The 26,740-nt window shown below is 49.4% G+C and carries 27 protein-coding genes; 13 read left to right on the forward strand and 14 right to left on the reverse strand.

The features are described from left to right. Window positions 1-139: 139 nt before the first annotated feature. Both NOC_RS07615 and NOC_RS07620 read left to right on the forward strand, forming a co-directional pair. The gene (locus NOC_RS07615; protein ID WP_011330646.1) at window positions 140-790 is read left to right on the forward strand and encodes a hypothetical protein; all 651 of its coding nucleotides are present in this window, start codon (window positions 140-142) and stop codon (window positions 788-790) included. Window positions 791-1,040: 250 nt separating this feature from the next. Next, window positions 1,041-2,159 carry an AI-2E family transporter gene (locus NOC_RS07620; protein ID WP_002810607.1) on the forward strand — a complete coding sequence of 373 codons (1,119 nt, stop codon included), beginning with the start codon at window positions 1,041-1,043 and terminating at the stop codon, window positions 2,157-2,159. A gap of 151 nt (window positions 2,160-2,310) precedes the next feature. Here NOC_RS07620 and NOC_RS07625 read toward each other — a convergent pair whose 3' ends face one another. Next, window positions 2,311-2,769: a universal stress protein gene (locus NOC_RS07625; protein ID WP_011330647.1), complete on the reverse strand. Its 459-nt coding sequence runs from the start codon at window positions 2,767-2,769 to the stop codon at window positions 2,311-2,313. A 116-nt stretch (window positions 2,770-2,885) separates the two neighbouring features. Beyond that, window positions 2,886-4,085 carry an NnrS family protein gene (locus NOC_RS07630; protein ID WP_002811507.1) on the reverse strand — a complete coding sequence of 400 codons (1,200 nt, stop codon included), beginning with the start codon at window positions 4,083-4,085 and terminating at the stop codon, window positions 2,886-2,888. Between the two features lie 150 nt (window positions 4,086-4,235). Here NOC_RS07630 and bfr point away from each other — a divergent pair, with 150 nt between their 5' ends. Continuing rightward, window positions 4,236-4,700, forward strand: a complete 465-nt coding sequence (gene bfr, locus NOC_RS07635) for a bacterioferritin (RefSeq protein WP_002810658.1) — start codon at window positions 4,236-4,238, stop codon at window positions 4,698-4,700. 256 nt (window positions 4,701-4,956) lie between these two features. On the opposite strand, the gene NOC_RS07640 is transcribed toward bfr, so the two are convergent. Then, window positions 4,957-5,607, reverse strand: coding sequence for a DUF2959 domain-containing protein (locus NOC_RS07640; RefSeq protein WP_002810835.1), 651 nt, complete (start codon window positions 5,605-5,607; stop codon window positions 4,957-4,959). 114 nt (window positions 5,608-5,721) lie between these two features. Here NOC_RS07640 and NOC_RS07645 point away from each other — a divergent pair, with 114 nt between their 5' ends. Next, window positions 5,722-6,837, forward strand: coding sequence for an RNA ligase (locus NOC_RS07645; RefSeq protein ID WP_011330648.1), 1,116 nt, complete (start codon window positions 5,722-5,724; stop codon window positions 6,835-6,837). Window positions 6,838-6,859: 22 nt separating this feature from the next. Here the strand turns inward: NOC_RS07645 and NOC_RS07650 are convergent, their stop codons facing one another. Continuing rightward, window positions 6,860-7,456 (reverse strand): RNA ligase partner protein, encoded by a 597-nt coding sequence (locus tag NOC_RS07650; protein WP_002809561.1) that lies wholly within the window; start codon window positions 7,454-7,456, stop codon window positions 6,860-6,862. Window positions 7,457-7,541: 85 nt separating this feature from the next. Between NOC_RS07650 and NOC_RS07655 the strand changes: the two genes are divergently transcribed. The 3 genes from NOC_RS07655 to NOC_RS07665 are packed head-to-tail and all read left to right on the forward strand — an operon-like array spanning window position 7,542 to window position 9,633. Next, window positions 7,542-7,997, forward strand: coding sequence for a bis(5'-nucleosyl)-tetraphosphatase (locus NOC_RS07655; RefSeq protein ID WP_002810323.1), 456 nt, complete (start codon window positions 7,542-7,544; stop codon window positions 7,995-7,997). A 31-nt stretch (window positions 7,998-8,028) separates the two neighbouring features. Beyond that, window positions 8,029-8,970 (forward strand): magnesium/cobalt transporter CorA, encoded by a 942-nt coding sequence (gene corA / locus NOC_RS07660; protein WP_002808621.1) that lies wholly within the window; start codon window positions 8,029-8,031, stop codon window positions 8,968-8,970. A gap of 27 nt (window positions 8,971-8,997) precedes the next feature. Next, on the forward strand, window positions 8,998-9,633 hold the full coding sequence (locus NOC_RS07665; RefSeq protein WP_002809242.1) for a DUF599 domain-containing protein: 636 nt from the start codon (window positions 8,998-9,000) through the stop codon (window positions 9,631-9,633). On the opposite strand, the gene NOC_RS07670 is transcribed toward NOC_RS07665, so the two are convergent. From NOC_RS07670 to NOC_RS07690, 5 genes are all read right to left on the reverse strand, one after another. Then, a complete protein-coding gene (locus tag NOC_RS07670; protein WP_002808779.1) occupies window positions 9,609-12,797 on the reverse strand; it encodes an efflux RND transporter permease subunit in 3,189 nt (1,062 codons plus the stop codon). The genes NOC_RS07665 and NOC_RS07670 overlap by 25 nt on opposite strands. 28 nt (window positions 12,798-12,825) lie before the next feature. Beyond that, window positions 12,826-14,028, reverse strand: coding sequence for an efflux RND transporter periplasmic adaptor subunit (locus NOC_RS07675; protein WP_002809321.1), 1,203 nt, complete (start codon window positions 14,026-14,028; stop codon window positions 12,826-12,828). Between the two features lie 3 nt (window positions 14,029-14,031). Further along, window positions 14,032-15,426, reverse strand: a complete 1,395-nt coding sequence (locus tag NOC_RS07680) for a TolC family protein (RefSeq protein ID WP_231561767.1) — start codon at window positions 15,424-15,426, stop codon at window positions 14,032-14,034. Window positions 15,427-15,550: 124 nt separating this feature from the next. Further along, window positions 15,551-16,054: a hypothetical protein gene (locus NOC_RS07685; RefSeq protein ID WP_002811664.1), complete on the reverse strand. Its 504-nt coding sequence runs from the start codon at window positions 16,052-16,054 to the stop codon at window positions 15,551-15,553. Between the two features lie 187 nt (window positions 16,055-16,241). Beyond that, window positions 16,242-16,643: a hypothetical protein gene (locus tag NOC_RS07690; RefSeq protein WP_002811497.1), complete on the reverse strand. Its 402-nt coding sequence runs from the start codon at window positions 16,641-16,643 to the stop codon at window positions 16,242-16,244. 527 nt (window positions 16,644-17,170) lie between these two features. Here NOC_RS07690 and NOC_RS07695 point away from each other — a divergent pair. Then, window positions 17,171-17,917, forward strand: a complete 747-nt coding sequence (locus NOC_RS07695; RefSeq protein ID WP_002809322.1) for a flavodoxin family protein — start codon at window positions 17,171-17,173, stop codon at window positions 17,915-17,917. 36 nt (window positions 17,918-17,953) lie between these two features. Here NOC_RS07695 and NOC_RS07700 read toward each other — a convergent pair whose 3' ends face one another. Further along, the gene (locus tag NOC_RS07700; RefSeq protein ID WP_002810869.1) at window positions 17,954-18,544 is read right to left on the reverse strand and encodes a hypothetical protein; all 591 of its coding nucleotides are present in this window, start codon (window positions 18,542-18,544) and stop codon (window positions 17,954-17,956) included. A gap of 278 nt (window positions 18,545-18,822) precedes the next feature. On the opposite strand from NOC_RS07700, the gene NOC_RS07705 reads away from it, so the two are divergent. Beyond that, the gene (locus NOC_RS07705) at window positions 18,823-19,326 is read left to right on the forward strand and encodes a hypothetical protein (protein ID WP_244860113.1); all 504 of its coding nucleotides are present in this window, start codon (window positions 18,823-18,825) and stop codon (window positions 19,324-19,326) included. Between the two features lie 67 nt (window positions 19,327-19,393). Then, window positions 19,394-20,035: a hypothetical protein gene (locus NOC_RS07710; protein WP_002810046.1), complete on the forward strand. Its 642-nt coding sequence runs from the start codon at window positions 19,394-19,396 to the stop codon at window positions 20,033-20,035. Between the two features lie 44 nt (window positions 20,036-20,079). Here NOC_RS07710 and NOC_RS07715 read toward each other — a convergent pair whose 3' ends face one another. Next, window positions 20,080-20,739 carry a DUF6629 family protein gene (locus NOC_RS07715; RefSeq protein ID WP_002808883.1) on the reverse strand — a complete coding sequence of 220 codons (660 nt, stop codon included), beginning with the start codon at window positions 20,737-20,739 and terminating at the stop codon, window positions 20,080-20,082. A 267-nt stretch (window positions 20,740-21,006) separates the two neighbouring features. On the opposite strand from NOC_RS07715, the gene NOC_RS07720 reads away from it, so the two are divergent. From NOC_RS07720 to NOC_RS07730, 3 genes are all read left to right on the forward strand, one after another. Further along, a complete protein-coding gene (locus tag NOC_RS07720) occupies window positions 21,007-22,650 on the forward strand; it encodes an AI-2E family transporter (RefSeq protein ID WP_011330653.1) in 1,644 nt (547 codons plus the stop codon). A 152-nt stretch (window positions 22,651-22,802) separates the two neighbouring features. Next, complete coding sequence (locus NOC_RS07725; RefSeq protein WP_036497317.1) at window positions 22,803-23,042, forward strand: hypothetical protein; 240 nt, start codon at window positions 22,803-22,805, stop codon at window positions 23,040-23,042. Then, window positions 23,043-25,259 (forward strand): TonB-dependent receptor, encoded by a 2,217-nt coding sequence (locus tag NOC_RS07730; RefSeq protein WP_002809919.1) that lies wholly within the window; start codon window positions 23,043-23,045, stop codon window positions 25,257-25,259. 242 nt (window positions 25,260-25,501) lie between these two features. Here the strand turns inward: NOC_RS07730 and NOC_RS18600 are convergent, their stop codons facing one another. The 3 genes from NOC_RS18600 to NOC_RS18610 are packed head-to-tail and all read right to left on the reverse strand — an operon-like array spanning window position 25,502 to window position 26,369. Next, entirely contained in the window at window positions 25,502-25,582 is an 81-nt protein-coding gene (locus NOC_RS18600; RefSeq protein ID WP_368730335.1) for a hypothetical protein, read from the reverse strand. 24 nt (window positions 25,583-25,606) lie between these two features. Beyond that, window positions 25,607-26,203 (reverse strand): DUF2269 family protein, encoded by a 597-nt coding sequence (locus tag NOC_RS18605; protein ID WP_002809214.1) that lies wholly within the window; start codon window positions 26,201-26,203, stop codon window positions 25,607-25,609. Next, complete coding sequence (locus tag NOC_RS18610) at window positions 26,154-26,369, reverse strand: DUF2269 family protein (RefSeq protein WP_147094481.1); 216 nt, start codon at window positions 26,367-26,369, stop codon at window positions 26,154-26,156. The genes NOC_RS18605 and NOC_RS18610 overlap by 50 nt, the downstream gene beginning before the upstream one ends. Between the last annotated feature and the right edge of the window lie 371 nt (window positions 26,370-26,740).

Here is a 26,740-nt window from a genome sequence, read left to right on the forward strand (position 1 = left end):
CTGTCTAGGGAAGGCACGTTGAAGCAGGAAAGTTCCTGGGGCGACCCAAGAACCTCTGCCCCATCGGGCGGAGAGTGTCAGTAGGCTTAAATTTAATAGAAGCAGTTTGAGTTTATCTTCCGAGAGCAGAGAAGAAGCGATGAAGTCAAAACAAGAGACGGATTCTGGAACCGGGGCAAGGCAAGTAGAAACCCCGGCAGTAGAGGAGCTAGAAGAGCACGAGGTCAGGGAAGAAGAAAACGCGGGCATGGAAATGGCGGCAAGGGCCTATCCCCGGAAGAGGCTTACCTTGGATGAGATGGTATTTTATGGCTTGATCATCCTTTCGGTGATAGGCGTTGGAATTACTCAGGCTTCTGTCATTGTGGGCCGCACCTATTGGCTAGCCATGATACCGATTATTGCGGCCACCACCCTTTATATAGAGTGGGAAAGGGACCGTGGAAAGGAGATCAGATGGCGAACGCTACTGCGAACCCAGCTTTTCCACTGGGCAGCGCTTTTGGTTTCCGTAGAGTTAGTGTACATGCTTTTCAATTTTGGCCGGCTCAGTAATGAAGGTGTGAGCCTAATGATTCTCCTGTTAGTGGCGCAGACGACGTTTCTGGTAGGGGTATATGTGGATTGGCGGTTTTCCATAGTGGCCTTGTTCCAGGTGTTGTGCCTCATCGTGCTGGCTTATTTGAAAGCTTATATATGGATAATGCTATTAATTGCTACCGGGATTATTGCCTTGGGGATTTATTTCCATAGAAAATTTCCAGGAAAAATTCCTTCTTCCCGCCGCTAATCGTGCTTAGCGGCGCTGCTTTTAGCTGTTCTAAAAACGTCCCGGCATGTAAAAATAGGCACTTAACCTATGGGAAATTGCCAGATAAAATTTTATGTTTTACAGGGTACTCGCTCGGTCTGCCCCACGAGAGCTAGAGGCATAATGGTTGGTGTTCCCAGTGGTGGGCATCTTGCCGCCATGCTCACCTTCTACTTATGACCCAGCCGTTGCACCGTTAACGGCAGTTGTGTAACCCCCATTTTCTAATATGCCTCTTATTCGCGATTGGTTTCAGCGCTATTTTGCCGATCCTCAGGTAACTGGCCTGGCTATTTTACTGGCTGTTGGTTTTGCCACTGTTGTCTTTATGGGCCACGTATTGGCGCCGGTGCTTGCAAGCCTGGTGATCGCCTATCTGCTCGAGGGAATCGTGGGATATCTGGAGCGCCGAGGTTGCCCTCGCTGGATAGCCGTAATTTTGGTGTTTGTGGTGTTCATGGTTGCTCTTTTTGGGGACATCTTTGGATTGATACCCTTGCTTTCGCAACAGGTTACCCAGTTTTTCCAGCTTTTGCCTAAAATGATTGCCCAGGGGCAGCAGCTTCTGCTAAGCCTGCCTGAGTATTATCCAAATCTGTTCTCCCAGGACCAGGTCAATAATCTGGTGAGTGCCCTCCATGTTGAGGTGGCCCAATTGGGGCAAGAGATGCTTTCCTGGTCCCTGGCGTCAGTGACGAGCCTCATTATGCTGGGGATGTACCTTGTGCTGGTGCCGCTACTGGTATTTTTCTTCCTCAAGGACAAAAATCGCCTGGTTGGATGGTGTAAATCTTATCTTCCCCAGGAGCGAAAATTAATCGTTCAAGTCTGGCGTGAGGTGGATTTTCAGATTGCCAACTATATTCGTGGTAAATGTATCGAGATCCTAATTGTCTGGGCAGTAAGTTTTATTACCTTTTATCTTTTGGGTTTGCAGTTTTCTATGCTGCTGAGTGTGCTCATGGGATTGTCGGTGATTATTCCCTATATTGGGGCGATGGCGATCACTTTGCTGGTAGCTTTTGTGGCTTACTTCCAATGGGGGTTGAGTGCTGAACTTGCTGAAGCATTCGGTGTTTGTGTGATCATCCAGTTCTTGGACGGCAATGTGTTGGCTCCTTTATTATTCGCCGAAGTGGTGGACTTGCACCCCGTGGCGGTGATTGTGGCCATTGTGGTTTTTGGTGGGGTGTGGGGATTCTGGGGGCTCTTCTTTGCGATTCCGCTTGCCACTCTCATACAGGCGGTACTTAAAGCCTGGCCCAAGCTCCCCCCTGCAAAAGAGCCGCTTCCGCTGTTAAAACGTTGGGGTATTCGCTTCTTGCCGGGACGACAACGGTCGCGGTGAGGCAAGGTATCGTATATGCAGCAGCCGTACCCATGGGCCGCTTATCCATAACGCTCGGGGCAAGAGTAATGGCCCTCATGTAGGGGAGACGACAGCACGAAGAAGGCGGCAGGTGCTTGATCTATCTCGATTGCAAGTTAAGGCATTGCCATCAGTGAATGATCGTCACTGGCCCGCTAGCGTGGCGTACGACTTTTTCGCTCACGCTGCCTAGTAACAGGGCTTCAAAGCGTGAGAGACCGCGCCGCCCTATTACTGTTATTGTGTTAGGGCGTTTCTCAAGGTAATGGATAATTTCCGTTGCTGGGTCGCCTGTGAGGATCTCTTCTTTAATTTCTTGGTCCTGGTCACCAATAATCCGCCGGGCTTCGTCAAAAACCTTACGGGCTGTTTCTTTTTTGAGCTGTTCGTTATCTTCCTCCTCTGGATGGGTGATGCTCAAAAAATCAAAATCGCTCGTGGCTCTCGTTGGAAATACGTAGAGCAAAGTCATTTTGTTTTTCGTCGTTTTAGCCAAGCGGGCAGCAAAGCGTGCTGCCCGCTTGGCATTTTCAGAGCCGTCTACCGTTACAATGATGTCTTCAATAATGTCATTGAATTGAGCATTCATGATAATCGCTCCTTCATTCATATCCTAAGAAAGTCAGGTATTCATTTACATTTATAGATATAGTCGCTCTCCTTAGCTTGCGCCAATAGAAATTTACGGTGCGGGTTAATCTTTTTTTAGCCTGGTCGTCCGTCTACCCTGGGCCGCCATAAGATAGAGGTATAGTGAAATAGGAAAACCCCAAAAGCCCCTATCCAGAGTCCACCCGAAAGCAGCCAAACAGCTACTATGTGAGTGGGCAGCAGCAGCGGGCCAGCGACTCGGACAATAACACCTAGCGTAATCAATCCATAAGCTAACATCATTCTTTCAGGCAATACCATGCGTCGTCCCGTATGGCCAAGGGAAACCCGCGAGATCATGCCCAGGATGAGCGTACCCATGGCTCCCACCGTCAACAGGTGGATTGCAATGCTATGGTAGTCTCCCGCTAGGTAGGCGTCCAAGCCCTTGGTGATAAGCCCGGCGCAAATCCATACATATCCTAGATGCAGCACCCATAGAAGCGGTTGGGATAAAGTTTTATACCCGCCCCAGCCAAGCAGACGGATTAGGTTAAATATTCCCGCCGCAAGGGCGATGGCGCCGGTGAGGGCGTTTATCCCACTGATGGCTTCTAACATCAAAAGCACGGCGACGGAGCCAATAGCCAGGCGCTCGAGCCAGACAGATTGGTGGATAGGGATTTGGAGGGTATTGCGGGTGAAGGAAGGAATTACCCGGCCGCCAAGGATCACCATTAAGAGAGTAATGACATTGACCGTGGCATGCAGGGCCGGTGCTGTTGCCGTGGGAAGATAACCTGCCCCGCCCAGGTGAACCAGCAGATTGCAACTTGCTAGAACCCCTAATATCACTACCAGGGCGATACTGCGGGTATGGCGCGCAGCCACGATAGGCCGGGCAACGAAAAATAATAGGCAGGGAATAAAGGCCATATCAACCGTAATGACAAGGAAAACAGGTAGGATATCTCCCCCTAGCATGACGGCTCGTCCAGCCATCCATAATAGAACGAGAAGAAGCAGGGAAGGGCCGGCCGCCGTAATACGCCCAGTCCAATTCTGGGCTGCGGTCAAAAGAAATCCCGCAATGATGGCGGCAACAAAGCCGAACAGCATCTCGTGGGCGTGCCAGTAAGGCAGGGGGAGGTGCGAATTGAGGCTCAATTGCCCGCTTAATAGCAATAGCCATAAGAGCATCCAGACGCTGCTCATCAAGGTTCCAAGCCAGAAAAAGGGCCGGAAACCCGTACCCAGGAAAGTCCAGCGGCGGTGCTGCAACACAGCGTTTGAAAAGGGGGTAGAGGAAGACATAGACCTTAGGCTCCTGCAAACAACACGGGAAATAATAACTATTCTTTTTTGTATTTAACTTGTTGTAATAAATAGAAAAATTGACAATTCTTTAGTGCTTCGCTAAAGTATTTTTAAACCATCATACAATAACAGCAAGGAGTGTGCACCATGAAGGGCGATAAAAAGATAATCAGCTACCTTAATAAAGCGCTGACCAATGAATTGACGGCTATCAACCAGTATTTCCTCCATGCCCGTATGTATAAGAATTGGGGCTTTGAAAAGCTGAATAAATATGAGTACGATGCCTCCATTGACGAGATGAAGCATGCGGATCAGCTTATTGAACGAATTTTATTCCTGGAAGGACTGCCCAACCTTCAGGATATGGGTAAGCTTTTAATTGGTGAAACTCCCAAGGAAATGCTGGAGTGTGATCTCAAGCTGGAACAGGATAATTTACCCGTGCTAAGAGAAGCGATTGCCCATTGCGAGAAGCAAAGCGACTATGTTTCCCGGGAGTTGTTTGAAGGAATTCTGGACAGTGAGGAAGAACATATCGATTGGTTAGAAACTCAGTTAGAGCTTATTAAGCAGGTAGGCGAGCAAAACTATCTTCAATCTCACATGTAAGATCAGCTCGAACGTTTTCGCGGGGCCATCCTTCTGGTAACAACAAGTAGGATGGCCTTTTGGGGTGCAGATAGCCTGTTTCCAATGCAGGGGGGTACGTTGTGTCCAGGATCTCGGCCCCTTAGGTTTCTTTATGAAAGTGTTTGAGGCATTGGAGGAGAAGGAGGTAGTTCCCTTTTTTTAGAGTCCTTACTCAGGGACGTCCCTCCTTTAATATTTATCAGCGTTATCTATATAAAACCCATGCTAGACTCTGTCAGCTCTCTAAGGTTTTAATAAATTCATTGGCCTCATCGATTGCAGCTTCCATTTCTTGAACTAGCCGGTTGACATCCGTCTCTATAGTGCTGAGCTCCCCTTGTAAGGACGCAATGGCGCGGGCATTAAGATTATGCTTCAGGAACAGCACCTGATCATGGAAGGTGGTGAGTACCGGCTCTATTTTTGCTTCGGCGCGTTTCATGGCCCGGATCAGCTTGTCATAGCGGGTACGGGTTTGGGTAAGTTGCTGTTGGCTGCTGCGTCGTAGTGAGGGGTTATCGTACTGGTCCAGTTCTTCTTCCCATTCTTGGAACAAAGCTCCAGCAACGTTTTCAACAGAGGCGATACGGTCATGCACGGCTTCCGCCTTTTTCTGGCTGGCTTGATACTCGCCATTGAGCTCTTCATAAAGATCTTCTAGGTCGCCCCCATCGTAGTTCACAACGGAAGAAAATTGCTCTAGCGCGGACTGAAATTGTTCCTTCGCTTCAATTTGGGTATCCCGTACTTCTTCGACCCGATCTGCCAAAATATCCCTTTTGTGATACCCAAATTCCTCCATGGTTTTGTAATAGGCAGCTTGACAGCCGGTAAGTAGCAATAAAAAGAGGCTGGTTAGAAAGGCTCGAAGGGTTATGTTTAGCATGGGAAAAGCTTCCGTTTTTAGACTAAAATTAAAAATAATAACAGAATTCTGAATAGAGAAAGCGGAGATGGGATGGGGACCTGAGACGTCGTTGTTTGTGTGGGTTTTTCAGCCATGCAAAAACTAGCTGGAGTCCTGCAAAATTTCTTTAATCAGGCCCACGCTAAAGGCCGGTTACGCCGTGAGTGCTTTGGTAATCTGATTTATTATCGACTTATTGATGATAGCCAACCCTTCAGGAGAGGGACGGTTATTTTTGAGGAGGGGACGCTGATTCCGGGGTATCCTCAGATTGGTCGGATGATACGCCTTGATAAAGGACTTAAGGAACAATTTACTAAACCTTTTTGGGCGGAAGAGAAAGTCGATGGCTATAACGTACGTATTTTTCTGCTGGGAGAACGTTTGCTAGGAGTAACGCGAGGTGGGTTTCTGTGTCCATTTACGGTAGATAGGCTTCCGGATCTGATAGATGAACGGATATTTTCTGACCACCCAGACTTTATTCTCTGCGGAGAGATAGCGGGTCCTGAAAACCCTTATCTCATCGGCTCTCCCCCTTTTATTAAGGAAGATATTCAGCTTTTCATCTTTGATTGCCAGCGTAAGGGCGAGTTCGACTATTTATCCCAAGCAGAAAAGCATCAGCTGATGGAGCATTATTCCCTCCCCTCGGTGCGTAATTTCGGCCTCTTTAAAGCTGAAGATATTCTCGCTATCAAACAGTTGATGATGACCCTGGATACGGAGGGTTGCGAGGGGTTGGTTTTTAAGGAGGATGTTCCCAGGGGCAAGCGGTCAAAGTACGTGACCAGCGATGCTAGTCTGAGCGATATTCAGGCCATGGCGCGTTACCTGCCAGATTTCCCGCCTGAATACTTCATAGGCCGCATTCTGCGGTCAGTCATTTTTCTGGATGAAGAGGGCATCAGCAGTACCCATGAACTCAAGGCCCAGCTAGGAAGCGCTTTTATAGATGGCCTGCTCAAGGCCATCAAGCAATGCCAGCGCGAGCATCGGGTCTATCATCGTTTTCGTTGTCGCCTGCATGACCGTGCTAATGCAAGGCAGCTTTTAGCCCATTTGGCAAGGGGCGATGGTCACATCCAAATCGTCAAGCATCGTCTGGTACGAGAAGGAGAGTTTTATATATTTGAATTTGATAAGGTTTTTCAGCGTACTACGGGGTTACTCGGTGAGTTGCTTTCAGGAGAGATGGTTTATGACTGATATATTTTTCCCCTTGAGTGGCTTATTTTTGGGGCCGACTACAGGAGGTTAGGTTTTCTAACACTCGCCGTAGATGTTGGGGGAGGATGATCTTAACCCCAACTTTATCCGCCCATTTACGCAGCCCCTCGTCTGCTGAGAGCAGCACCCCATCCAGCTCATAGGCAAGCAGCAAAACGTCGATATCTTCCCTGCTGTCGACAATGCCTCTGCGCAAGGTTTCTCGATAGCGTTCCCGCAGGCGGGTAATTAAGGCCCCTTGATCGGCAACGGTACCCGGTTGGGCGGCCATGCGGGCATGCTCCTCAGCAATGCGCAGGCCCCGGTCAATGCGGTGGCGGACCTCATGGATAAGCTCATAGAGAAACTCGCTTGGAATAGTCAGGCTGTATCGTCTTGGGGAGCGGATCTTGACTACGCTTTCAAAGTCGCCGCCAAGGGAAGCAAGGTCTTTCATGAGTCGGAACTCTTCATAGACGGAACCTGGGATAAAAAACTCCGCGTCTGCTCGTCTAGCGAGTTGTAGAAATATCCGTGTTGCTTCCACCGCATCGCGGGCAAATTGGTTGAAGGTATCTGGATTAGTGAACACGCTGGTATCAAGAATGAAGCGTTCCATATGAATGCCGCTGGCGTATTTGCAAGGTTGGTGAGGAAGGGATCTTATCTTGGCTTGATTCTCCAAGACCTTCGAGGAAAAAGCAATGAAAATCAAACAACGTTCCGCGGGTGTTGTCGTGATTAGAAAAACAGTTAATTACTGCCAGTACTTATTATTACGAGCCTACCATTACTGGGATTTTCCCAAGGGATTGGTACAGCCAGGCGAAGATCCGGTAATGGCCGCTTGCCGGGAAGTGGAAGAGGAGACGGGCCTTACCCAACTCCAGTTTCGTTGGGGGTACCAATGCCGTGAAACTCCGCCCTACGGCCGTGGTAAAGTAGCCATTTATTATCTCGCCCTGGCATCCAGAAGCGAAGTGCATCTCCCTGTTAGCCTCGAACTTGGCCGGCCTGAACACCATGAGTTTCGTTGGGTGACCTACCGGGAAGGACATCAACTTCTAGGTGGCCGGTTGCGGGAGGTGCTTAATTGGGCTCAACGGATCAGCGATTGTAAGGCAGGGTGCGGGAGTACCCCTTTTAATCCGTCTTATTGACTATACAGCCACTGAATTCAGGGAACGGGAATTGGTCAATGTCAGTGAGTGCCAACCCTATCTCCAGGCTCCCGGCAATACTTGGATTCATGTTCAAGGCCATGCCGAAGTTGCCATTCTGCGCCAGCTTAGGGAACTGTTTAATCTTCATCCTTTGGCGATGGAGGATGTCCTCAATACAGGGCAACGTCCCAAGGTGGAAAGCTACGATGAGCAGCTGTTTGTCATTTTAAGTCTGGCTGTCATTAATGACTCAACCATAAAGACAAGGCAAATCAGCTTGTTTTTAGGCGAACACTATATCGTAAGTTTCTGCAACGGTTATAGCGATCCCTTTGAGCCGGTTAGAAAAAGGCTGCGAAAAAACGGTAAACGTTTCCAATCCCGCTCCATAGATTATCTATTTTACATTTTGATTGATTTGGTTGTTGATGAAGGGTTTCCGGTATTAGAGCGCTTTGGTGAGCAGCTTGAAGATCTTGAGATGGAGCTTTTGCGCTGCCCAACGCAGGATACCTTGGCCTGGATTCACCAGATTAAACGGGAACTCTTATTGCTGCGCCGGATATTTTGGCCCCAGCGGGAAGTCATCCATGGACTACTGCGAGAGGATTACAATCTTATTGCCGAAGGGACCAAAATCTATTTGCGGGACTGCTATGATCACAGTACTCAGATCATGGAGTTACTAGAAACCTATCGGGAGATGAGCAGTAGCATGTTGGATGTTTATCTTTCCAGTGTCAGTCATCATACCAATGAAATTATGCGGATATTGACCATTATCGCCACTATTTTCATCCCTCTGACCTTTATCGCGGGTGTTTACGGCATGAATTTCGGTAATGATTCTAATAGCCCCTGGGCAATGCCAGAGCTTCACTGGTATTACGGTTATCCCTTGATATGGTTGGTGATGATTGCAGTGGCCGTTTTACTGCTCATCTTCTTCAAACACCGGGGGTGGTTTTGATTCGCCGGATAGATTTTAATTTTTGATATGCTGCATTGGGAGTATGGGATAACGCTGCTGGCCTTTACGCTGTTAGGTGGCTATCATTTTTATTTGTTCTGGCGAATACGCAGGCGGCCGTTATCCACGGCGGTGGGCCTGTCCCGGCGCATCCGTAAGCTATGGGTCAAGAGGATCATACAAGAAGGACGGGATATTCTAGCCGTCCAAACCTTACGTAACTGGACCATGGCAGCGACGCTTCTTGCCTCCACTGCAATTTTGCTGGGCCTTGGTCTGCTGAATGTGGCTTTTACCACGGAGCAACAACCCCAGCTGTCCAAGCTGCTGAATTACTTGGGCTACGATAGCGAGTTAGCGTGGCTATTGAAGCTGGTGATATTGAGCGGGGATTTCTTTTTTGCTTTTTTTAATTTTACCCTGGCGATTCGCTACTACAATCATACGGGCTTTATGATTAATGTCCCTGCGTGCCAGGAAGCCGGCGTGAGCGCTAAAACAGTCACGGAAATACTGCAGCGGGGCGCTAACCACTATACGTTAGGGATGCGGGGCTATTATTTGGCTATCCCTTTGTCTCTATGGCTATTCGGTTCTGTATGGCTGCTGGGTGGAACATTACTATTGCTAGTAGTGCTCTATCGGCTAGATCGGTTTGTGTGAACCCATTCATAGAGGGCAGGCAGAACCAGCAGGGTGAGAAGCGTAGAAGAAAGGATGCCCCCAATGACCACGGTAGCCAGGGGGCGTTGCACTTCTGCTCCAGTGCTAGTGGCCAGGGCCATGGGGATAAAGCCCAGGGCGGCCACCAAGGCTGTCATTAGCACCGGGCGCAGGCGGGTCAGGGCCCCTTGCCGAACGGCCTCCTCCAGGGGTAAACCCTCCTCGCGCAGTTTTTTAATAAAGGCGATCATGACCAAGCCATTGAGCACCGCCACGCCGGAAAGGGCGATAAAGCCTACGCCTGCAGAGATGGAAAGGGGAATATCCCGCAGCCAAAGAAATACTATCCCGCCGGTCAAGGCGAAGGGGACGCCGGTAAAGACTAGCAGGCCATCCTTAAGGGTGCCAAAGGTCCTATAGAGGAGGATAAAAATAAGGAGGAGGGTGATGGGGACGACAATCTCGAGGCGCTTAGCGGCGGCGATCATTTGTTCAAACTGGCCGCCCCAGGTGCTCCAGTAGCCTGGGGGGATCTTAACTTGCGCCTGGATTTTGCTCCGAGCTTCCGCCACAAAGGAGCCTAGGTCGCGGCCGCGAACATTAGTGGTGACAGCCAGCCGGCGTTTGCCATTCTCCCGGCTAATTTGATTGGGTCCGGGAGTGATTTCCAAAGTCGCCACGGTACTGAGGGGAATATAGCTGGGGCGAAGAGGTACCCCTGCCGCGCCCTGCAAGGGGAATTGCTGTGATGCCGATCCCCTGGAGGGAAGGGGGAGCGGGAGACGCTTTAAGGTCTTAAGATTACTACGCAAGTCCTCGGGAAGGCGAACCACCAGGGGAAAATGGCGATCCCCTTCATAGATCATCCCCGTACTATCCCCCCCGGCAGCGGTTTTTCCTCCCAGCGCGACGGTAATGACTGCTTGGACGTCAGCCACATTGAACCCATAGCGGGCCATCTTTTCCCGTTTCATCCGCACGGTAACCACGGGCAAACCCGTTATCGGTTCCACCCGGACATCCGCCGCTCCAGGGACGGTTTTCAGCACTGCTGCAATGCGCTCACCCGTGTTAAGCAAGGTAGCCATATCATCGCCGAAAACTTTGACTGCAATATCCGCCCGCACGCCGGAAATAAGCTCATTGAAACGCAGCTCGATGGGCTGAGTAAACTCGTATTTGTTACCGGGAAGTTGAGTGATGCTGGCTTCCATCGCCTGGAGTAAGTCGGTTTTTGGGCGCTCCGGGTTCGGCCATTCCGCCCTCGGTTTGAGCATGATCAGGGTATCGGCGACATTGGGAGGCATGGGATCATTGGCAATTTCCGCGGTTCCAATCCGGGCAACGACGGTTTTTACCTCGGGAAATGCCATGATCTTTTCCTCCAGCGCGCGTTGCATCTCCACCGACTGGGAGAGGCTGGTTCCGGTAGCCCGAATGGCTTGTACCGCCATGTCCCCTTCATCTAGGGTAGGCACAAATTCAGCGCCCATGCGGGTTGTCAGTAGCCCACTGAGCACCACTATTATCGCCGCGAGGGTGATGACTACTATTTTGTTGTTGAGGGTAAAATGCAGTGCTGGCCGATAAGCTTTTTTAGCTAGCGCCAGGGCGGGATTTTCTTTTTCGGCGATAGGCCCATTGACGAAAATGGCTACCGCCGCAGGGACAAAGGTGACCGAGAGGATCATGGCCCCGAACAGGGCGGCCACAACCGTGAAGGCCATAGGATGGAACATCTTCCCCTCCACCCCGGTTAGGGTAAAGAGGGGGAGATATACGGCCATGATAATGGTTTGTCCATAGAGAATCGCCCGGCGGGCTTCCTCGGAGGAATGGAATACCACCTCCAACCGTTCTGATAGCGATAGGGTATGTCCTCGGCGCTGTTGTGCCTCCGCCAAATGCCGGATGCTATTCTCGACGATGACCACGGCCCCGTCCACAATAATGCCAAAATCCAGCGCCCCCAGGCTCATGAGATTGGCGCTGACCTTTTCGGTGACCATGCCGGTGATGGTGAACAGCATGGACAGGGGGATCACCATGGCGGTGATTAGAGCAGCGCGGAAATTTCCCAAAAAGAGGAAGAGCACGGCAATCACTAGCGCTGCCCCCTCCAGCAAGTTATTTCTCACCGTGGCAATGGTTTTATCTACCAGAATGGTGCGATCATAAGCGCTTTTTGCCTCCACGCCCTCGGGCAGGGTGCGGTTAATTTCCGCCAACCGCTCCGCGACCGCACGGGCCACCGTCCGGCTATTTTCCCCCATGAGCAGGAAGGCGGTCCCTAGCACGGTTTCTTCCCCTTCCCGGGTGGCTGCGCCGGTACGCAATTCTTTTCCGAGCAGCACATCGGCCACATCCTTGACGTATACCGGAACGCCCTGATGGGCGCCCACGATGATATGGCTTATTTCCTCTAAGTTTTGTACTTGCCCTGGAGCCCGAATCAGATACTGCTCGCCATGGTGCTCAATATAGCCTGCGCCTACATTGGCATTATTGCGGGCCAGGGCGGTGAGTAAATCCCGGAAGGAGAGACCATAGGCGATAAGTTTTTTCGGGTAGGGGGTGACGTGATACTGCTTAATATACCCTCCCAGGCTGTTGATCTCGGTTACCCCTGGGACGGTGATCAATTGGGGTTTGATCACCCAATCCTGGATAGTTCTCAAGCTGGTGAAAGTATAAGGGGCGCCATCTGGCTTGCGGGCGCCAGGTTCCGCTTCCACCGTCCAGAGAAAAATTTCGCCCAGTCCCGTGGCGATAGGACCCATCTTAGGCTCGATGCCTGGCGGAAGGTTGCCCTTAGCTTCCTGGATGCGTTGATTCACCAACTGACGGGCAAAATAGATATCGGTGCCGTCCTCAAAAATAACGGTCACCTGGGAAAGCCCATAACGGGAGAGGGAACGGGTCTCCTCTAGCTGGGGAAGCCCTTGCAGGGTAATCTCAAGGGGAAAAGTAATGCGCTGCTCCGTCTCAAGGGGCGAATAGCCTGGCGCTTCGGTGTTGATCTGAACTTGCACATTGGTGATATCGGGGACAGCGTCGATGGGTAGGCGCTGGTAATTATAAATCCCCAGCACGGCTACCCCGAAGGTGGCTAATAACACTAGCCAACGCTGCTGAACAGAAAATTTTAGAATACGGGTAAACACGATTTTTCTAGTGATGAAGGAATTGAGGTTACGGGGGGGCCATGGCTTCGCCGAGCTCGGATTTGAGCACAAAGCTGTTGTCGGCGGCATAGCGTTCCCCGGCAGAGAGACCGGTCACCACTTCTATCCACTGTCCACTGCGGCGTCCCAGGGTGATGGGCCGGGCCTTAAAGCCATTTCGGTGTTGGACGAACACCACCGGCTGGCTTCGGTAGGTTTGGATGGCTTCGGCAGCGACCGCTACCGGAACAGAGATTTTCTTTTCCGCTACCTCCACCGTCACGAAAAGACCAGGACGCCAGCGTTCCTCAGAATTGGGAATATCCACATGAGCCTGGGTGGAACGAGTTTGGGCGTCAATTAGGTACCCCAAATAAAAAATAGTGCCGGTCGCTTCCAAGCCTAGTTCTTCGGATTTTACCGTGACTTTCTGGCCCAAATGAATTTGCTTGAGATCCTCTGTGTAGACAGTAATAGTTCCCCAAACCGTGGATAAGTCGGCAATCATAAAAAGTTCGGCGTCCGCCTTGACGGCCTCGCCACGGACCACATGTTTGCGCACCACTCGGCCATTAAAAGGAGCCCGGATAGGATAACGGCTCAGGTTTGACTGGCCTTCTTTGGGAATAGTGTCCAAGGATTCCTGGGTAAGTCCTAAAGCAAGGAGGCGTTGCGCGGCGGCGGTGACGGTGATATCAGCTTCAGCCAAGGCTGTTTTTGCTGCTAAGTAGTCTTGCTCGGCGGAGACCCTCTCCCGCCATAAGCGCGCTTCCCGAGCAAAAGTGATCTGGGCCAGTTCCCGCTGCTTAATAGCGGTATAGTACTGACTTTTTAAATCCGCCAATTCCCGGCTTTCTAAAACGGCTATGAGCTCTCCCTTCTCGACAGGCGCGCCTAGGTGCTTGTAAGCTGCGGTGATAACGCCTTCTACCCGAGGGACCACATGGGCTACACGGTTTTCATTGAATTGTATCTCGCCAGGGAGTTCCAAGGTTGTTTTGATTTGTGCGGGTCCCGCCGCTCTGACCTTAATGCCCGCCTTTTGTTGGGCCTTGGGAGTGAGGACAATATATTTTTCTCCAGGAGAATTTGTCTTAGTTTGGGCTTGTTGGTTAGCGGAAGGGGTGCTTTTCTCATTCACGCTGGGGGTTTTCATTTGCAAAATGAACCAGCCCAGCAGGAGCCCCATCCCAATGATGCTCAGGACGGTGAGCAGGGTTTTGTTTTTCATCCTTCATTCCCCCTTAGCGCGGGCTGTTTCAAGTGGTTCCCCAATGAGCCGTTCGACCTCGGTGGCGGCCTGGTGGTAATCCGTGAGGGCGCGTAGATATTGGGACTTGGAGTCAAAAAGAGTGCGTTGTGCGTCCAAAACGCTCAGAAAAGCGAATTTTCCCAGACGAAAACCTTTGTTCACCGCATCAAAGGCGCTTTGCGCCCCTGGCAGAATTTGGGTTTTGAGAATCGTGGCTTCGGCATGGGCAGCAGCCAAGCGCTGATAGGCAGTACTCAAGGCCGTGGCTACCCGCACCTGGGCGGCCCGGCGCGCTTCCTCCGCTTTGGTGAGTTGATGCTCCGCTGTCAGGATATTGCCCTGGTTCCGATCAAACAGCATCAAAGGGATGGAAATGCCGGCCATAACGGCATAATCTCCGTTATTAGCATATTCGGTTCCGCCGAAGTTCACCGTAATATCGGGGATGGCTTTGCTTTTTTCTAACTTGATGAAAGCTTGGCGCTGGGCGATTTCGGTGGTCCAGCGGGCAAGATCAGGATTTTGGCTGATCAGTTGGGTCAATTGTTCCAAGGAGGGGAGAGAGGCAACATCGCCCATCTGGCCGGCCGCTTGCTGAAAGCGGGGTGTGGTACTTCCCCAGGTGGCCGCGAGTTGTTTCCTGGCGGTCGTAAGATTCCGCTCGGCGCGGGTAAGCTGAATGTGAACCGAAGACAGCGCTACCTGAGCCTTGGTTTCTTCCACGGGCGAGATTTTACCGGCCTGGACCCGCTTGGAAACCGTGGTTGCAACCTGCTGGGCGAGGCTTACAAGCTGTTGTACTAGGGCCAGCCTTCTCTGTGCGCTTAATACGGCAATGAAGGATTGAGCCACTTGGGTCAGCACATTAACCCGCTTGGTTTCATAATCCCAGCCAGCCAAGTCTTGGGTCAGCTGAGCAGCCTTGATTCGTTTCGCAATTTTTCCCCCCAGAAGAATAAGCTGACTAAGCTGGACCGTGGTCGAGGCGCCATCGGGGCCTTTGAGTGCGGCATTGCCCAGGTTTGAACCTTGCACACTTAGCCGGGGGTTAGGTAACAAGCCTGCTTGGAGCACCCTTGCTTCTTGCACCCGGATTTCCTGGGAGAAAGCAGCTAGAGTTGGGTTTTTGAGCAAGGCCAAAGCCGCCGCTTGTCGCAGTGTAAGATTTCCTTTCGGTTCGTCCTTTTTGGCCGGCGTGGAAAGGGAGGCTTCTTGAAACTTGCGAATCAATGGGGTTTGTGGTGGGGAGTGGGTTATCGGCGCCGGCTTTGATGAGAGAGAATTTGAACTCTCGGCCGGAGGGGAATAACCACGGCACCCCACTACTGATGTGAGCAGGCTTGCTAACAGCAGAATTGAAAAGTATTTGTAAAGCATATCCGGTTTTCCATCCTTTCCCATGAAGGACACGGCAGGTCGCCAAAATAATAATTATTAGGGGAAGGGAAATTGAAAGTTTCCCTGCAAGAGGGTTGAGGACTGGATGCAACCCTCTTGGGACTTAGTTCAGCAGGACAGTGGTGCGGATATGTAGGGGTATTAAGAGGATATTATCCGGTGGCGGCTGACTTAAATAGAGCGGATGCATGAGTTCCGCCAAAGCGGGAAAGGGGGGAGCAGTTGCCAGAAAAGGGAAGGTAGGGGATAGTTTAGTTTTATTATTTTCTGATTTTTTAGAGGCTGTGATGGTTGTCTGCTGATCTAATGGCAGGTGAATTATATGGTCGGAATAGTCATGGGCTGCCCGGTTGGATAAAGCCAATAGCGTCTTATCAAGGAAGTCATGCTGGTAGGCTGCCAAAGGGGTCTTGGCAGTGGGTTCATGTTCGTCTATATAACCTGGATGATGGAGCGCGATCTGGATCTTATCGCCGTGGTAGGTCAAAAATATTTTATGGGCATGACCCACGCTTGCCAGCAGCAGGGGCATGGCCTGGGCGCTTCCTACCCAGGCCAGAAGATAGATCAATAGGCAAAACCAACCCATAAACCGCCGTTTATTCATGCCTTGCTAGTGTAGCTTAAGATAATGGTCATGGCAAGGCAGCCCATTTTACCCCGCCAATAAGGCGTGATTCGGTCTATCCTATTATTGATTTAACGGGCGGTGCAGCCATATTGCCAAGCACAGGAACCCCTCGGAGCAGCTTAGCACCTGGTACCGAGGAGTCCCGATGTTTTTTTAGGCGGGATCACTGAGCGCACTTATCCAATGCGTGCTGCCGTGCCGTCATTTGGGCGTTAATGTGATCTTTCGAGGCTGTAATACACCACCTGTAATGATGAGTGTAGCCAGCACTCCAGGTAGGTCCTGATAAGCTACACTCAGCGGAGAGATTAGCTTTGTTCTGCCCAATAGCCACGATGCTATATATATGACATCCTTTATCGGCGCCGGCAGGAAACTGGATTCCAGGGCATTTGGCCAATTGGCCTACGCGGGCGGTATTTTCATTTTTAGCCGCTTTATCTGTGGCATTCAGGCACCATTCAGTATGGTGGGCAGGATCAGAACTCCATCGAGGCATAACATCATAGCCACAGTCATTTTCAATATTTTGCTCATTTTGGGCGACAGCGGTTTGAGTATACATAGAACAGTACACTTTATTAGCGGCATAAGAGGATGAATGGGGCCCCATAAGGCCCAACATTAAGAGCGGTGATAACCATTGAATTTTTCTTTTAAGTGATATGTTCATTGTTATTGATCTCTCCTAATATCTAAATGATTCTTTGTATAGCTGAGCAGCAATCTATAGGCGATAGCAATAGATTAGAGAAAGGATATAGCATACCCGCGACAATGAGGAATCCCTTGAATATTATATACAAGTATAAGATGCTTTTGGGCCTGCAACGAAGTGTGCCCCTGGTGTTGAGATAGAAACGATTGGCTTTGAGCGTAATCGGATGCGCAGGGGTTATGATTATCCTTCAAAGTATGCTATATCCAAGCTTATGAGCTGGTTGAAAAGCTAATTGTTATGCAGAATACGTAAGACAAGAGAGATATGAAATTTGAAGGACATCAGGAGGGAGGTCAGCACTGTCAGGTGCTGTCATTGCTTGACTGTTAAAACAGGGGCAGTTGGGGTATCTAGAGGAAAGGAGATTCGATATGGTTCTGAATGAAAAGCAAAAGTCCCTTTGCAGGGGGCATCGCTTCGATTTTTCCGGTCTGAGAGCTTTATTTCTTAATTGTACCCTCAAACCCACTGGAACTCTCTCCCATACAGAGGGATTGCTAGAGGTTTCTAAGGCCATCATGGCAGCCAATGGTATTACCGTGGAGGTTTTACGTCCAGCGGATTACGATCTGGCGCCCGGTGTTTACTCTGACATGACCGAGCATGGTTTTGCTCGGGATGAATGGCCTCAACTTTGGGAAAAGGTAAAGGCTGCTGATATTCTGGTGCTTGGTACTCCCATTTGGCTCGGTGAGGAAAGTTCGGTTTGCCGCCGGGTGATCGAGCGGCTTTATGGGGAGTCGGGCAAGCTGAATGAGAAGGGCCAATATTTCTACTATGGCCGGGTGGGCGGCTGTATCGTTACCGGTAATGAAGATGGCATCAAGCATTGCGCTATGACAGTGCTCTACGCTTTACAACACCTGGGCTATACTATTCCCCCCCAGGCCGATGCGGGCTGGATCGGTGAGGCTGGCCCTGGCCCTTCCTACCGTGACAAAGGCTCCGGCGGGCCGGAAAATGATTTTACCCAGCGCAACACGACTTTCATGAGCTGGAACTTGATGCATATGGCGCGTCTATTGAAAAAAGCGGGTGGTATTCCTGCCCATGGCAACCAACGGTCTGAATGGGAAGCGGGTTGCCGTTTTGACTATCCTAACCCGGATTATCGGTAAGAGAACACCGGTTCTGAGAACACCAGCCGGGGGAGGTTAGGCATTAAAGGTGAATTTAGAAGGGTTAAGATACCACAGCAGGATGCCGCCCTGGGCTGCGCCAACAATGCTCCAGCCAATAGCCCAACTTAGCGGATCGCCCATGGCTCCTGCAACAGCTCCACCCATGGTCCAGCCAAGGGCAATGCCAAGGGCCGTCACGGGTATTTGCTTCTTTTGAAGGTGAAGCGGCTCCAATGTTAACGCATAGCCAGTCACCCATCCACCTATAGCGCCAACTGTTGCCCATCCTAAGGGCCAACTCAGAGCAATACTCAAGGCATCGCCGATAGCGCCCACAATGGCCTCAAAAAAGGCCAAATTAATAGCCCAGCCCAAGGCCAGCACAACTACTTGCTTGCTTTGAATGGAAGGGTTGACTATGGTTAAGGCATACCCTGTCGCTAGACCGCCAATGGCTCCACCAATAACCCATCCCATAGCATCACCGATGATATCATCGCCAAAAGCCCAGCTGAGAACAATGCCAATCGCCCCAACCATGACCCAGGCACTGATCATCAGCACCATAAATTTTTCCCGGTTAGGTGTAAACTCAGCGGGGTTGGCAGAGGGTAGCAGTCCCATGAAATTCCCTTTGTTGTTGCCTGGTAATGACTAATATTATAAGCGTTTCTAAATACCAAAAATAACCACGAATTACATAACCATTTAGAAAATATCGGTATCTTGTTTCATACAAATAATAAACTTTTAAGCCGTTGCCGCTCGCGTTTCTAGAAGAATATTGATTCTATTATGGTTTGCCTAACGGCTAAAGAAAAGATAACAGCATAATAGCTAGTGAGGAGAATGCTATGGTGAAGATGTGCAGGAACATTGTGCTTATATGGATAGGATTCATAGTGTCTGCCTGCGGAGCTATACCTATCACGGATGGGGCGCACTCCTCTCTTCCAGAAGCAGGTTCCGTCGTTATTGTATGGAGTAGTCATCCCGTCGTGACTGATACTATGAGTATTTGGTTACATAAACAGGGACTCGTTCCCATCGAGCGAAATTGGCTTGAACAGATTTTAAAGGATCAGGACGTTATTTTGTCTAATTCTGATGATGATCAAGTGATTATCATTGAGTCTGCAAAAAAAATGCACATCGATCTTGTTGTTTTTGGGGATTTAGATCAAGAAATTCGAGCACCCATGGTTTCCATTCGAGGGTTTAATGTGGACTCTAACCGGGTTCTGTGGGAAGGAAGCGCCCATTATGACCAATACATTAAGGTGCCATTAAATCATGCGCTAGTTGATTTGACCTGCCAGGCACTTGCTACTGCCTGGGGATTGCGGGAGAGAGGAAAAAGTTGGTTCCGGACATCAGGAGATATATGTCTAACTGACTCTAAATAGAATAGTGATCAGAAACCCGGACTCTTAAACTTCAATCGCGCAGCAGGATTTAAAAATAGGCGATAACATGATTTCTCAAAGTTCCCCTAATTTAAAAACATACCATGTGCAAAGAGAATTATTTTTTACCTTAACAAAAATAGCGGTAATTTTTATTTATGGGCTTTTTATCTTATCTTTTATGGGATGTTCAGCAACGCGCTCGGTTACCGAGACAAAACGAACTTTTCTGGAACAAGTTCTGATTACGCAGTCGGTAAAAAGTAGTTTAAACCATGCAAAAATACCCCTCCCGGACGGCGCCTCTGTCCAGGTGACCACTTCAGGCTTAACAGACGATCAATATTTCGCTATAAAAGTTTTTGAAGCATGGCTTGGCCAGCAGGGATATAAGGTGATTGAGGATAACGCGGACTATGTAATACGAGTAGTTTGGCATGGAATTGGCACTGGTTATAACGAGTTTTTATTTGGATTTCCTCCTATTAGCAGCACGCTTATTCCCTTTTCGACTCCAGAGCTTAGTTTTTATAAGATGGTTGAACAAGATGCAAGGACGCGATTATCCATAAGCATTATCAAGAAAGAAGACGGTCAATTTGTTTCTGCGACGCCTGCTTATGAAGGTAAAGCCTACTATGCGGTAAAAACCTTCTTGTTTGGGTTTACTTTTGAGTCAACCAATCTAGCGCCTCCTCCGCCAGAATAAGGCGGCGTATGGGCTACACAGAAACAGTTAAGGGGAAGAAGGGTTTAAGCGCCAACTTTATAGGCGTTTTCCGCCGCACGACGGCGATGAAAGTGGCCATAAATCAATACACTCACAATGGCGGCATAGAGGCACCACAACGAAGTAAATGCCTCTGCTTTGAAATACATGACCTCCAATATGCCTAGCAGGTTGGCGACCCCTAGGCCAATCAAGTAACTGTAGCCGGAAAGAAACAACGGGCCGCAGGTGGCGATGACATAGACCACAGCCACTGTCGTATAGTTGGTGCCCTCGTTAAGGTAAACGATACTGTTTTCACTCTGGAAAATACGAGTATCGAATGCCGTTAAGGCCCACAGAATGTAGAGCGCCAGCGCTATGCCGATCACCATAAATGGTAAGATTCGTTGGCGCTGGTTCTGGCCAGGCTCGATGAGCCATACTGACAATGGCATCAGGATTGGCAGCAATCCCTGCGCATAGAGCATAAAAGCTGCTCCCATGCCATTGAGAACTGCCGGTGACAATTTACCATCCAGACCTAGCCAAACAAAGCCTTCGATGATCTGATGGAGGGCAAATAGTAGTGGGAGGGCAGCGAAAAGTACTTCGTTAGTATGCTTTACACGCAGCAAGGTTGCTATACCTACGGTGGCAATGACCGCACCTCCCGCGAAATTGGCAGTAGCTGAAAAGCACATATGATAAGAATCTCTTGCTTGGTGTTATTGGTTGCTATAGCCGATCATGGCAGAACTCCAATGAAAATAATAGAAAGCGGTTAATCCATGAGCATCTCACAAGCCCTCAGTTATCTTTTTTCTTGGTGATTTTGGGAGAATTGCAGCCCTCTAGCAAGCTTATGCCCTATTATAAGTATGCTCTGAGAGAAAAGACTTTTCCAGTTGCTAGGCTCAATGCTATTCCTCACAGTTTAAGGTATTAAGAGCAATTTTGGAGAATATATTATGAGCGCGAGGCGTCAGCTTAGATTTTGGTTGATTGGGTTTTTGCTCTTTCTCATCTCGGTTTACCTACTGCGGGAAATTTTGTTGCCATTTGTGGCGGGCATGGTGGTAGCCTATTTGATTGATCCCCTCTGTGATTGGCTTGAGCGGAAGGGATGCTCGCGCACGGCGGCGACGAGCCTAGTGACTGCAGGATTCATCCTGGTCGTTAGCATGGTCTTGCTGTTACTTGTTCCGCTATTGCGGAGTGAAATTGTGCATTTGATAGAAACACTGCCTTCCTTGATCGCTCGGGCTCAGGATTCAACCTGGCCCTGGTTGCAGTTACTTCAAGAGCGTTGGTCCATTGATATGTCCCAGATCCAGAATGCCGCCAAGGATCAGGCAGGCATATTGATTAAGTGGATAGGCAAGACCGTGGGGACGATTCTGAGTAGCGGTTTAGCATTAGCTAATCTTTTGTCGCTCGTTTTTATTATGCCAGTAGTAGCGTTCTATCTGCTACGGGATTGGGACAAACTGATAGCCCAGATCGATAGTCTGCTGCCGCGAAAACACGCCCCTGTCATCCGGGAACAAGTCAAGCTAATCGATACGGTTTTATCGGGTTTTATACGTGGTCAAGTCAGCGTATGTTTGCTGCTTGGCACTTTCTATGCTGTGGGGTTGGCGTTGATTGGGTTGGACTTCGGATTGATGGTGGGCATGCTTGCAGGGTTGCTCTCATTTATTCCTTATGTGGGCACTATCGTAGGTTTTATTGCAGGGATTGGATTGGCCTTTGTGCAGTTCTCCGAGTGGACCCCCATCTTTCTGGTGGCGGGAGTTTTCGTGATAGGGCAGGTTGTCGAAGGTAATGTACTAACGCCCCGTCTGGTAGGGAATCGTGTGGGATTGCATCCGGTCATGGTCATTTTTGCCCTTCTAGCTGGGGGGGGATTGTTTGGCTTTTTGGGTATCTTGCTTGCTGTTCCGGTAGCTGCGGTGGTGGGGGTGTTAACCCGGTTTGCAATTAAACAGTATGTGACGAGCCGTTATTATTTGGATCTTAGCCCAGCGGCAGATTCACCGACCCAATTAACCCATGATCATATTTCGGAAGGGAAGACATTAACAGAGGGCGGGGATCGACGAGAACATAAGGTATTACAACAAAGTCCCCCGATAGGGGTAACCCAATATTCGTTGGTTACAACCTGGCGTATAGAGGCACCGATCGCCGCTGTCTGGAATGCTATTTCCAATGCCGAGAGCTGGCCAACGTGGTGGAATTATGTGGAACGGGTAGTTAAATTGAAGACAGGCGATAAAAATGGTTTGGGTTCCCGTTATGGTCTCCTATGGCGAACTCGTTTGCCCTATAAGATTTCACTCGAGTCCAAAGTGACCCGTATTGAGGCCCCTGTTTTTGCTGAAGTAATAGTGAGTGGTGATGTGGAAGGATGGGGGCGATGGCGTCTTGCTAGCAAGGGGAGCATCACGGAAGTGCGCTATGACTGGCATGTGCGTGTCACCAAGTTTTGGATGAATTGGCTAACTCCGTTGCTTAAGCCTGTTTTTAAATGGAACCATAGTGTGGTTATGAAGCAAGGTGGTAAGGGGTTAGCCCGTTATCTTGATGCTCGTTTTATTGGCATGGAGTGATTGAAAGACTTGTTGGCCAATCCCAATGATTTCTTTCTTCTGAGCAGGGGAAAGGTGCAATAAATTATTGCTTCGCTAGGTATTGACATAAATAATATCTATTATGATAATAGTTCTCATTAGTATATATAATAATATTATAATGATTGGCCATGAAAGATGGCGGCATCAGTAAAGCAGGTGGTTTTCTGCCTGAAAAAAAAGGGACAATCACTCTATTCCTGCCAGAAAATAAAGTTCGCCTACGCTTACATAGCGCCACTTTATTTGCTTGCAGTCGTGAAGTAATTATTGAGCGTGAGGGGGGAAGAATACCGTCTTTATCTCACAAGCAAGGAAAAATTGATCCGGCCATGGTTTCTACCCAACATTTTTTTGGAAGGAATATTTAAATGTGGCGGATTCAAGGTTGGTGTAGTGGGGGGTGTTTTCTTGGTTTGGCGATTATCTCACAGCCTGTTTTCCCCCAGCAAGTTGATTTAGAGCAAGCTGGAGCGGACGAATCCCCTACTGCCCGGTTAGAAGAAGTAGTGGTGACGGCAACCCGCAGTGCGGAGTCCATCGCGGCGATTCCCGGCGCGGTAAGGGTGATAACCCGTCAACAGATCGAACAGCAGATGAATTTATCCCGAGATCTTGGCGATATGTTGGGTAAATTGATTCCTGGTATGGGTGTTTCTAGCCAGACGGGAAGTAATGAAGCACAGACATTACGAGGACGTAAAGTTCTTGTGCTAATTGATGGCGTGCCTCAGAATACTACCCGGGATGTATCCCGTAACCTTTCCACCATCCATCCTTCAGCTATTGAACGTATTGAAGTCGTTCCCGGCGCTACGGCTATTTATGGCCAGAGCGCGGCTGGCGGCGTTATTAATATCCTTACTAAGGTGCCTGGTAAGGGTCCTATGGAATTGACGACCGACACCAATTTTAACTTTTCCTTGAGTCATCCTGGCAGTAGTTATGGTGGCTTTGTTAATCAAGGGATTTCTGGTCAGAAGGGTGCCTTCGATTATTTACTCAATGGCACTTTTGAGCACGTCGGTGGTTTTTTTGACGCCGAGGGTGACCGAATTCCTCCTGATCCCCATGGGCAACAGTCACTAGATGATTCTAATAATTATAATATTTTCGGAAAATTTGGTTTCAATTTCTATCAGCAACGCTTGCAATTTGAAATTAATCACTTTAAAGAATCCCAGGATACTGATTTTATCTCAGATCCTGCGGTGAAGGCTTTTCCCCCGGGGACTAAGAAGGCTCGCGCTTTAAAAGGCTTGGTTTTAGATGATCAGCGGGGGACGGAGAATACGCTGCTTAGTTTAGATTATCACCATGCCGATTTATTTGGAAATCGCGTTCATGCTCAGTTTTACCACCAGGATTTCTTGACCCGTTTTGGTCCTTTTGGTCCCTTTGCAAGTATTGGCAACCAGATAGGGCAATCTCGGTTAGAGTCTGAAAGATTTGGCGCGCGCCTGGAAATTGAGACTTTTTTGCCTAAGCTGGCTTTTGTCACACCTACCCTGTTGTGGGGCGCAGATTATTTCGATGAAGAAACTTCCCAGCCTCTTGCTATCTTCGATCAGGAGACTGTTCAAGAAAGCAATGGGTTGGTTTTTGAAAAAATTGATGAGCAACTCTGGGTGCCTGCTCTTAAACCCCGTAATTTAGGTCTTTTTGCTCAATTGGAAGCAGATGTTACAGAACGTTTAATCCTGCGAGGGGGCGTGCGTTATCAACGAATTTGGTTCGAGGTTCCCACTTTTACTGTCCTTGCTGATGGTAGATCAATCCAAGGAGATACCCTAAATTTTGATGAAACCCTCTTTAATGCGGGGGCGGTATTTTATCTCACCAATGCGCTCAATGTGTTTGCAAATTTTTCCCAAGGATTCTCCACAGCGGATATTGGTCTATTTTTACGTTTTCCGCCCCAGGAATTCACGACCTTAGAAGATCAACGCCTGGAAGCCCAAAAGGTGGATAACTATGAAGTTGGCCTGCGGGGGGATTGGCGCACTTTGCAGTTCAGTCTCACCGGTTTTTATAACGAGTCCGATTTGGGAACCCGTTCTGCGGGGTTTGGTTTGCCGGTAGTTCGGGCGCCAGAGCGCATTTACGGCTTTGATGCCACTGTGGATATCCAACCCATGGATCGGCTGCGGTTAGGGGCGGCTGCCAGCTGGGTTGAAGGGGAGAGTAGGCAAGATACTGATGGTGACGGGGTAGGCGATGGCGCTTACCAGGCTCTTAACGGCTTCCGGATTCCGCCGGTGAAAATTTTTGGCTATATCGAGTTTGATACGGTGCCAAGATGGCAGTGGCGGAACCGGGTTCAGGTACTATACTCTGGTGACCGGGAGCGGGCATTTGAAGATTTGGGCCCTATGGCGTTTGGCGGCAGGAAAGTAGAATCTTTTACCACGGTAGATTTGATCAGCACCCTGCAATTGGGACCAGGCACTTTAAAATTGGGGGTCGAGAATTTATTGAACAACCAATACTTCACACCGGTTTCCCAAATGCTACGAAACCGCAATAATACGAGCTATGCTGCTGCCCGGGGTGCTGTTTTTAACATTGGTTATTCCGTGGCTTACTAATCTAACATGGGTGCCCGATCAGGAAAATAACAGAATCATTTGGCTGCAAGCAAAACTCTTCTTCTATCTTTTCAGCCGGGAGCAAAATTAACATAGCTTGTGGTCTTGACTTGTTTGACTACTTTGTAGCTCTCTGGCCTTAAATCGACATAACTTTGATTTATTAAAATCCCCATGTGAACAGCAATTCCAAGCATGGAATCTGGCTGCTTTTTACCTATTAGCTTACTTACTCGGATTGTTCATAGATTATGAATAGCCGCCATGAGGAAGCGGACCGCTTCACCTCCTGTCACTGCCCGATGATCGAAGGTCAATGACAAGGGCAGGAGGCGTGTATTTCCAGTTTACCCTGGATAGGCACTACCCCGCCCCCTGAGTGCGGCCAGTACCGAGGATGGCGACAGTGGGCGGAACCAGCACGGGATTAGCATAGCGCCCGCCAAAGGGGCCAAAGTTGGAAAGCGTAAAGGTATAGCCCCGTAATTCTTCCGGCGGGAGCTTGCGTTCATTGCTTTGTTAGGGGTCTCGCTCGGTAGTACTACCCCATGGGTATAACTGGGGAGATATAGCGTCAACGCTGTAGCGAAGACAATTGCTATGACGGTGCCGGCAATGAATAATGTCCAATCTGTCGGCTTGATAGTGCCAAACGCGACTATCAAAAATAAAATAGGTAGGTCGAGAAAATGAGTAAATATTGGAATGCCTTGTCCTCGAACGTTCTCCAGCTCTGGCGTGATCCTGCCCTTCTGCAACGCATCCTTAATGACTCGCCGCAGTCGCATAAAATACAGACGAGTTATTGTGTTACCCTCAATAAACTCAAAGGCGAAAAGTAATATCATTCTGAGTAACCAGGGAATTTCGACAAACTTCCAACCACCAGAGAATTTAATGGTCATCCACGTTCCTGAAGCCAACAAAAGCAGGGTTCCTGGCACAATGGCACCATCGTAGAATACCGCGATATTTCGCGACGGCTTCAGAAAATGCGTTAAGTTCCCGAAGCTGGCGTGACCTTAGATCGGCTACCCATACTCCGATGAGACCGGCCCCGATTATAATCGCGCCCAAAATGTGTGCGAATTTAAGTAGGGTGTAGATCATTTTCTTTGCTGTGTCCTAATGTATACGCAATCAGCGTACCGCTTTTGGCGCGCCTCGCTTATTCCTCTCATCCCCGCCGCCTTCGCCACCGGTTGAATGCGCGATAACTTGACCCATCGGCGCGCTGGTGCCATCAAGCCGGGTATCACGCCAGAAATGGTTGCGTAGTTCCCGGACTCATCAACTGCAGACCAGATGATTCTATCCATCTTATTCTATAGTCATATTGTCCTATCTTTAACGCAAACACACTATAATGTGCGGTCCATTGGGGTAGGCGTCGAGCCTGGTTTCCCAATGGAGGTACTATTGCTGGTTCAACGGTGTTGCTTGCGTCAAGGTAACTAAGAGAAAGGCTGGAGAGGTTAAGC

Source organism: Nitrosococcus oceani ATCC 19707 (genome assembly GCF_000012805.1).
Taxonomy (GTDB): domain Bacteria; phylum Pseudomonadota; class Gammaproteobacteria; order Nitrosococcales; family Nitrosococcaceae; genus Nitrosococcus; species Nitrosococcus oceani.

Excerpts from the sequence above, each read along its gene's own strand:
- NOC_RS07615 (WP_011330646.1), top strand. The coding sequence starts at position 140 with ATGAAGTCAAAACAAGAGACGGATTCTGGAACCGGGGCAAGGCAAGTA.
- NOC_RS07620 (WP_002810607.1), top strand. The coding sequence starts at position 1,041 with ATGCCTCTTATTCGCGATTGGTTTCAGCGCTATTTTGCCGATCCTCAG.
- NOC_RS07625 (WP_011330647.1), bottom strand. The coding sequence starts at position 2,769 with ATGAATGCTCAATTCAATGACATTATTGAAGACATCATTGTAACGGTA.
- NOC_RS07630 (WP_002811507.1), bottom strand. The coding sequence starts at position 4,085 with ATGTCTTCCTCTACCCCCTTTTCAAACGCTGTGTTGCAGCACCGCCGC.
- bfr (WP_002810658.1), top strand. The coding sequence starts at position 4,236 with ATGAAGGGCGATAAAAAGATAATCAGCTACCTTAATAAAGCGCTGACC.
- NOC_RS07640 (WP_002810835.1), bottom strand. The coding sequence starts at position 5,607 with ATGCTAAACATAACCCTTCGAGCCTTTCTAACCAGCCTCTTTTTATTG.
- NOC_RS07645 (WP_011330648.1), top strand. The coding sequence starts at position 5,722 with ATGCAAAAACTAGCTGGAGTCCTGCAAAATTTCTTTAATCAGGCCCAC.
- NOC_RS07650 (WP_002809561.1), bottom strand. The coding sequence starts at position 7,456 with ATGGAACGCTTCATTCTTGATACCAGCGTGTTCACTAATCCAGATACC.
- NOC_RS07655 (WP_002810323.1), top strand. The coding sequence starts at position 7,542 with ATGAAAATCAAACAACGTTCCGCGGGTGTTGTCGTGATTAGAAAAACA.
- NOC_RS07665 (WP_002809242.1), top strand. The coding sequence starts at position 8,998 with ATGCTGCATTGGGAGTATGGGATAACGCTGCTGGCCTTTACGCTGTTA.
- NOC_RS07675 (WP_002809321.1), bottom strand. The coding sequence starts at position 14,028 with ATGAAAAACAAAACCCTGCTCACCGTCCTGAGCATCATTGGGATGGGG.
- NOC_RS07680 (WP_231561767.1), bottom strand. The coding sequence starts at position 15,426 with ATGCTTTACAAATACTTTTCAATTCTGCTGTTAGCAAGCCTGCTCACA.
- NOC_RS07685 (WP_002811664.1), bottom strand. The coding sequence starts at position 16,054 with ATGAATAAACGGCGGTTTATGGGTTGGTTTTGCCTATTGATCTATCTT.
- NOC_RS07690 (WP_002811497.1), bottom strand. The coding sequence starts at position 16,643 with ATGTATACTCAAACCGCTGTCGCCCAAAATGAGCAAAATATTGAAAAT.
- NOC_RS07695 (WP_002809322.1), top strand. The coding sequence starts at position 17,171 with ATGGTTCTGAATGAAAAGCAAAAGTCCCTTTGCAGGGGGCATCGCTTC.
- NOC_RS07700 (WP_002810869.1), bottom strand. The coding sequence starts at position 18,544 with ATGGGACTGCTACCCTCTGCCAACCCCGCTGAGTTTACACCTAACCGG.
- NOC_RS07710 (WP_002810046.1), top strand. The coding sequence starts at position 19,394 with ATGATTTCTCAAAGTTCCCCTAATTTAAAAACATACCATGTGCAAAGA.
- NOC_RS07715 (WP_002808883.1), bottom strand. The coding sequence starts at position 20,739 with ATGTGCTTTTCAGCTACTGCCAATTTCGCGGGAGGTGCGGTCATTGCC.
- NOC_RS07720 (WP_011330653.1), top strand. The coding sequence starts at position 21,007 with ATGAGCGCGAGGCGTCAGCTTAGATTTTGGTTGATTGGGTTTTTGCTC.
- NOC_RS07725 (WP_036497317.1), top strand. The coding sequence starts at position 22,803 with ATGAAAGATGGCGGCATCAGTAAAGCAGGTGGTTTTCTGCCTGAAAAA.
- NOC_RS07730 (WP_002809919.1), top strand. The coding sequence starts at position 23,043 with ATGTGGCGGATTCAAGGTTGGTGTAGTGGGGGGTGTTTTCTTGGTTTG.
- NOC_RS18610 (WP_147094481.1), bottom strand. The coding sequence starts at position 26,369 with ATGATCTACACCCTACTTAAATTCGCACACATTTTGGGCGCGATTATA.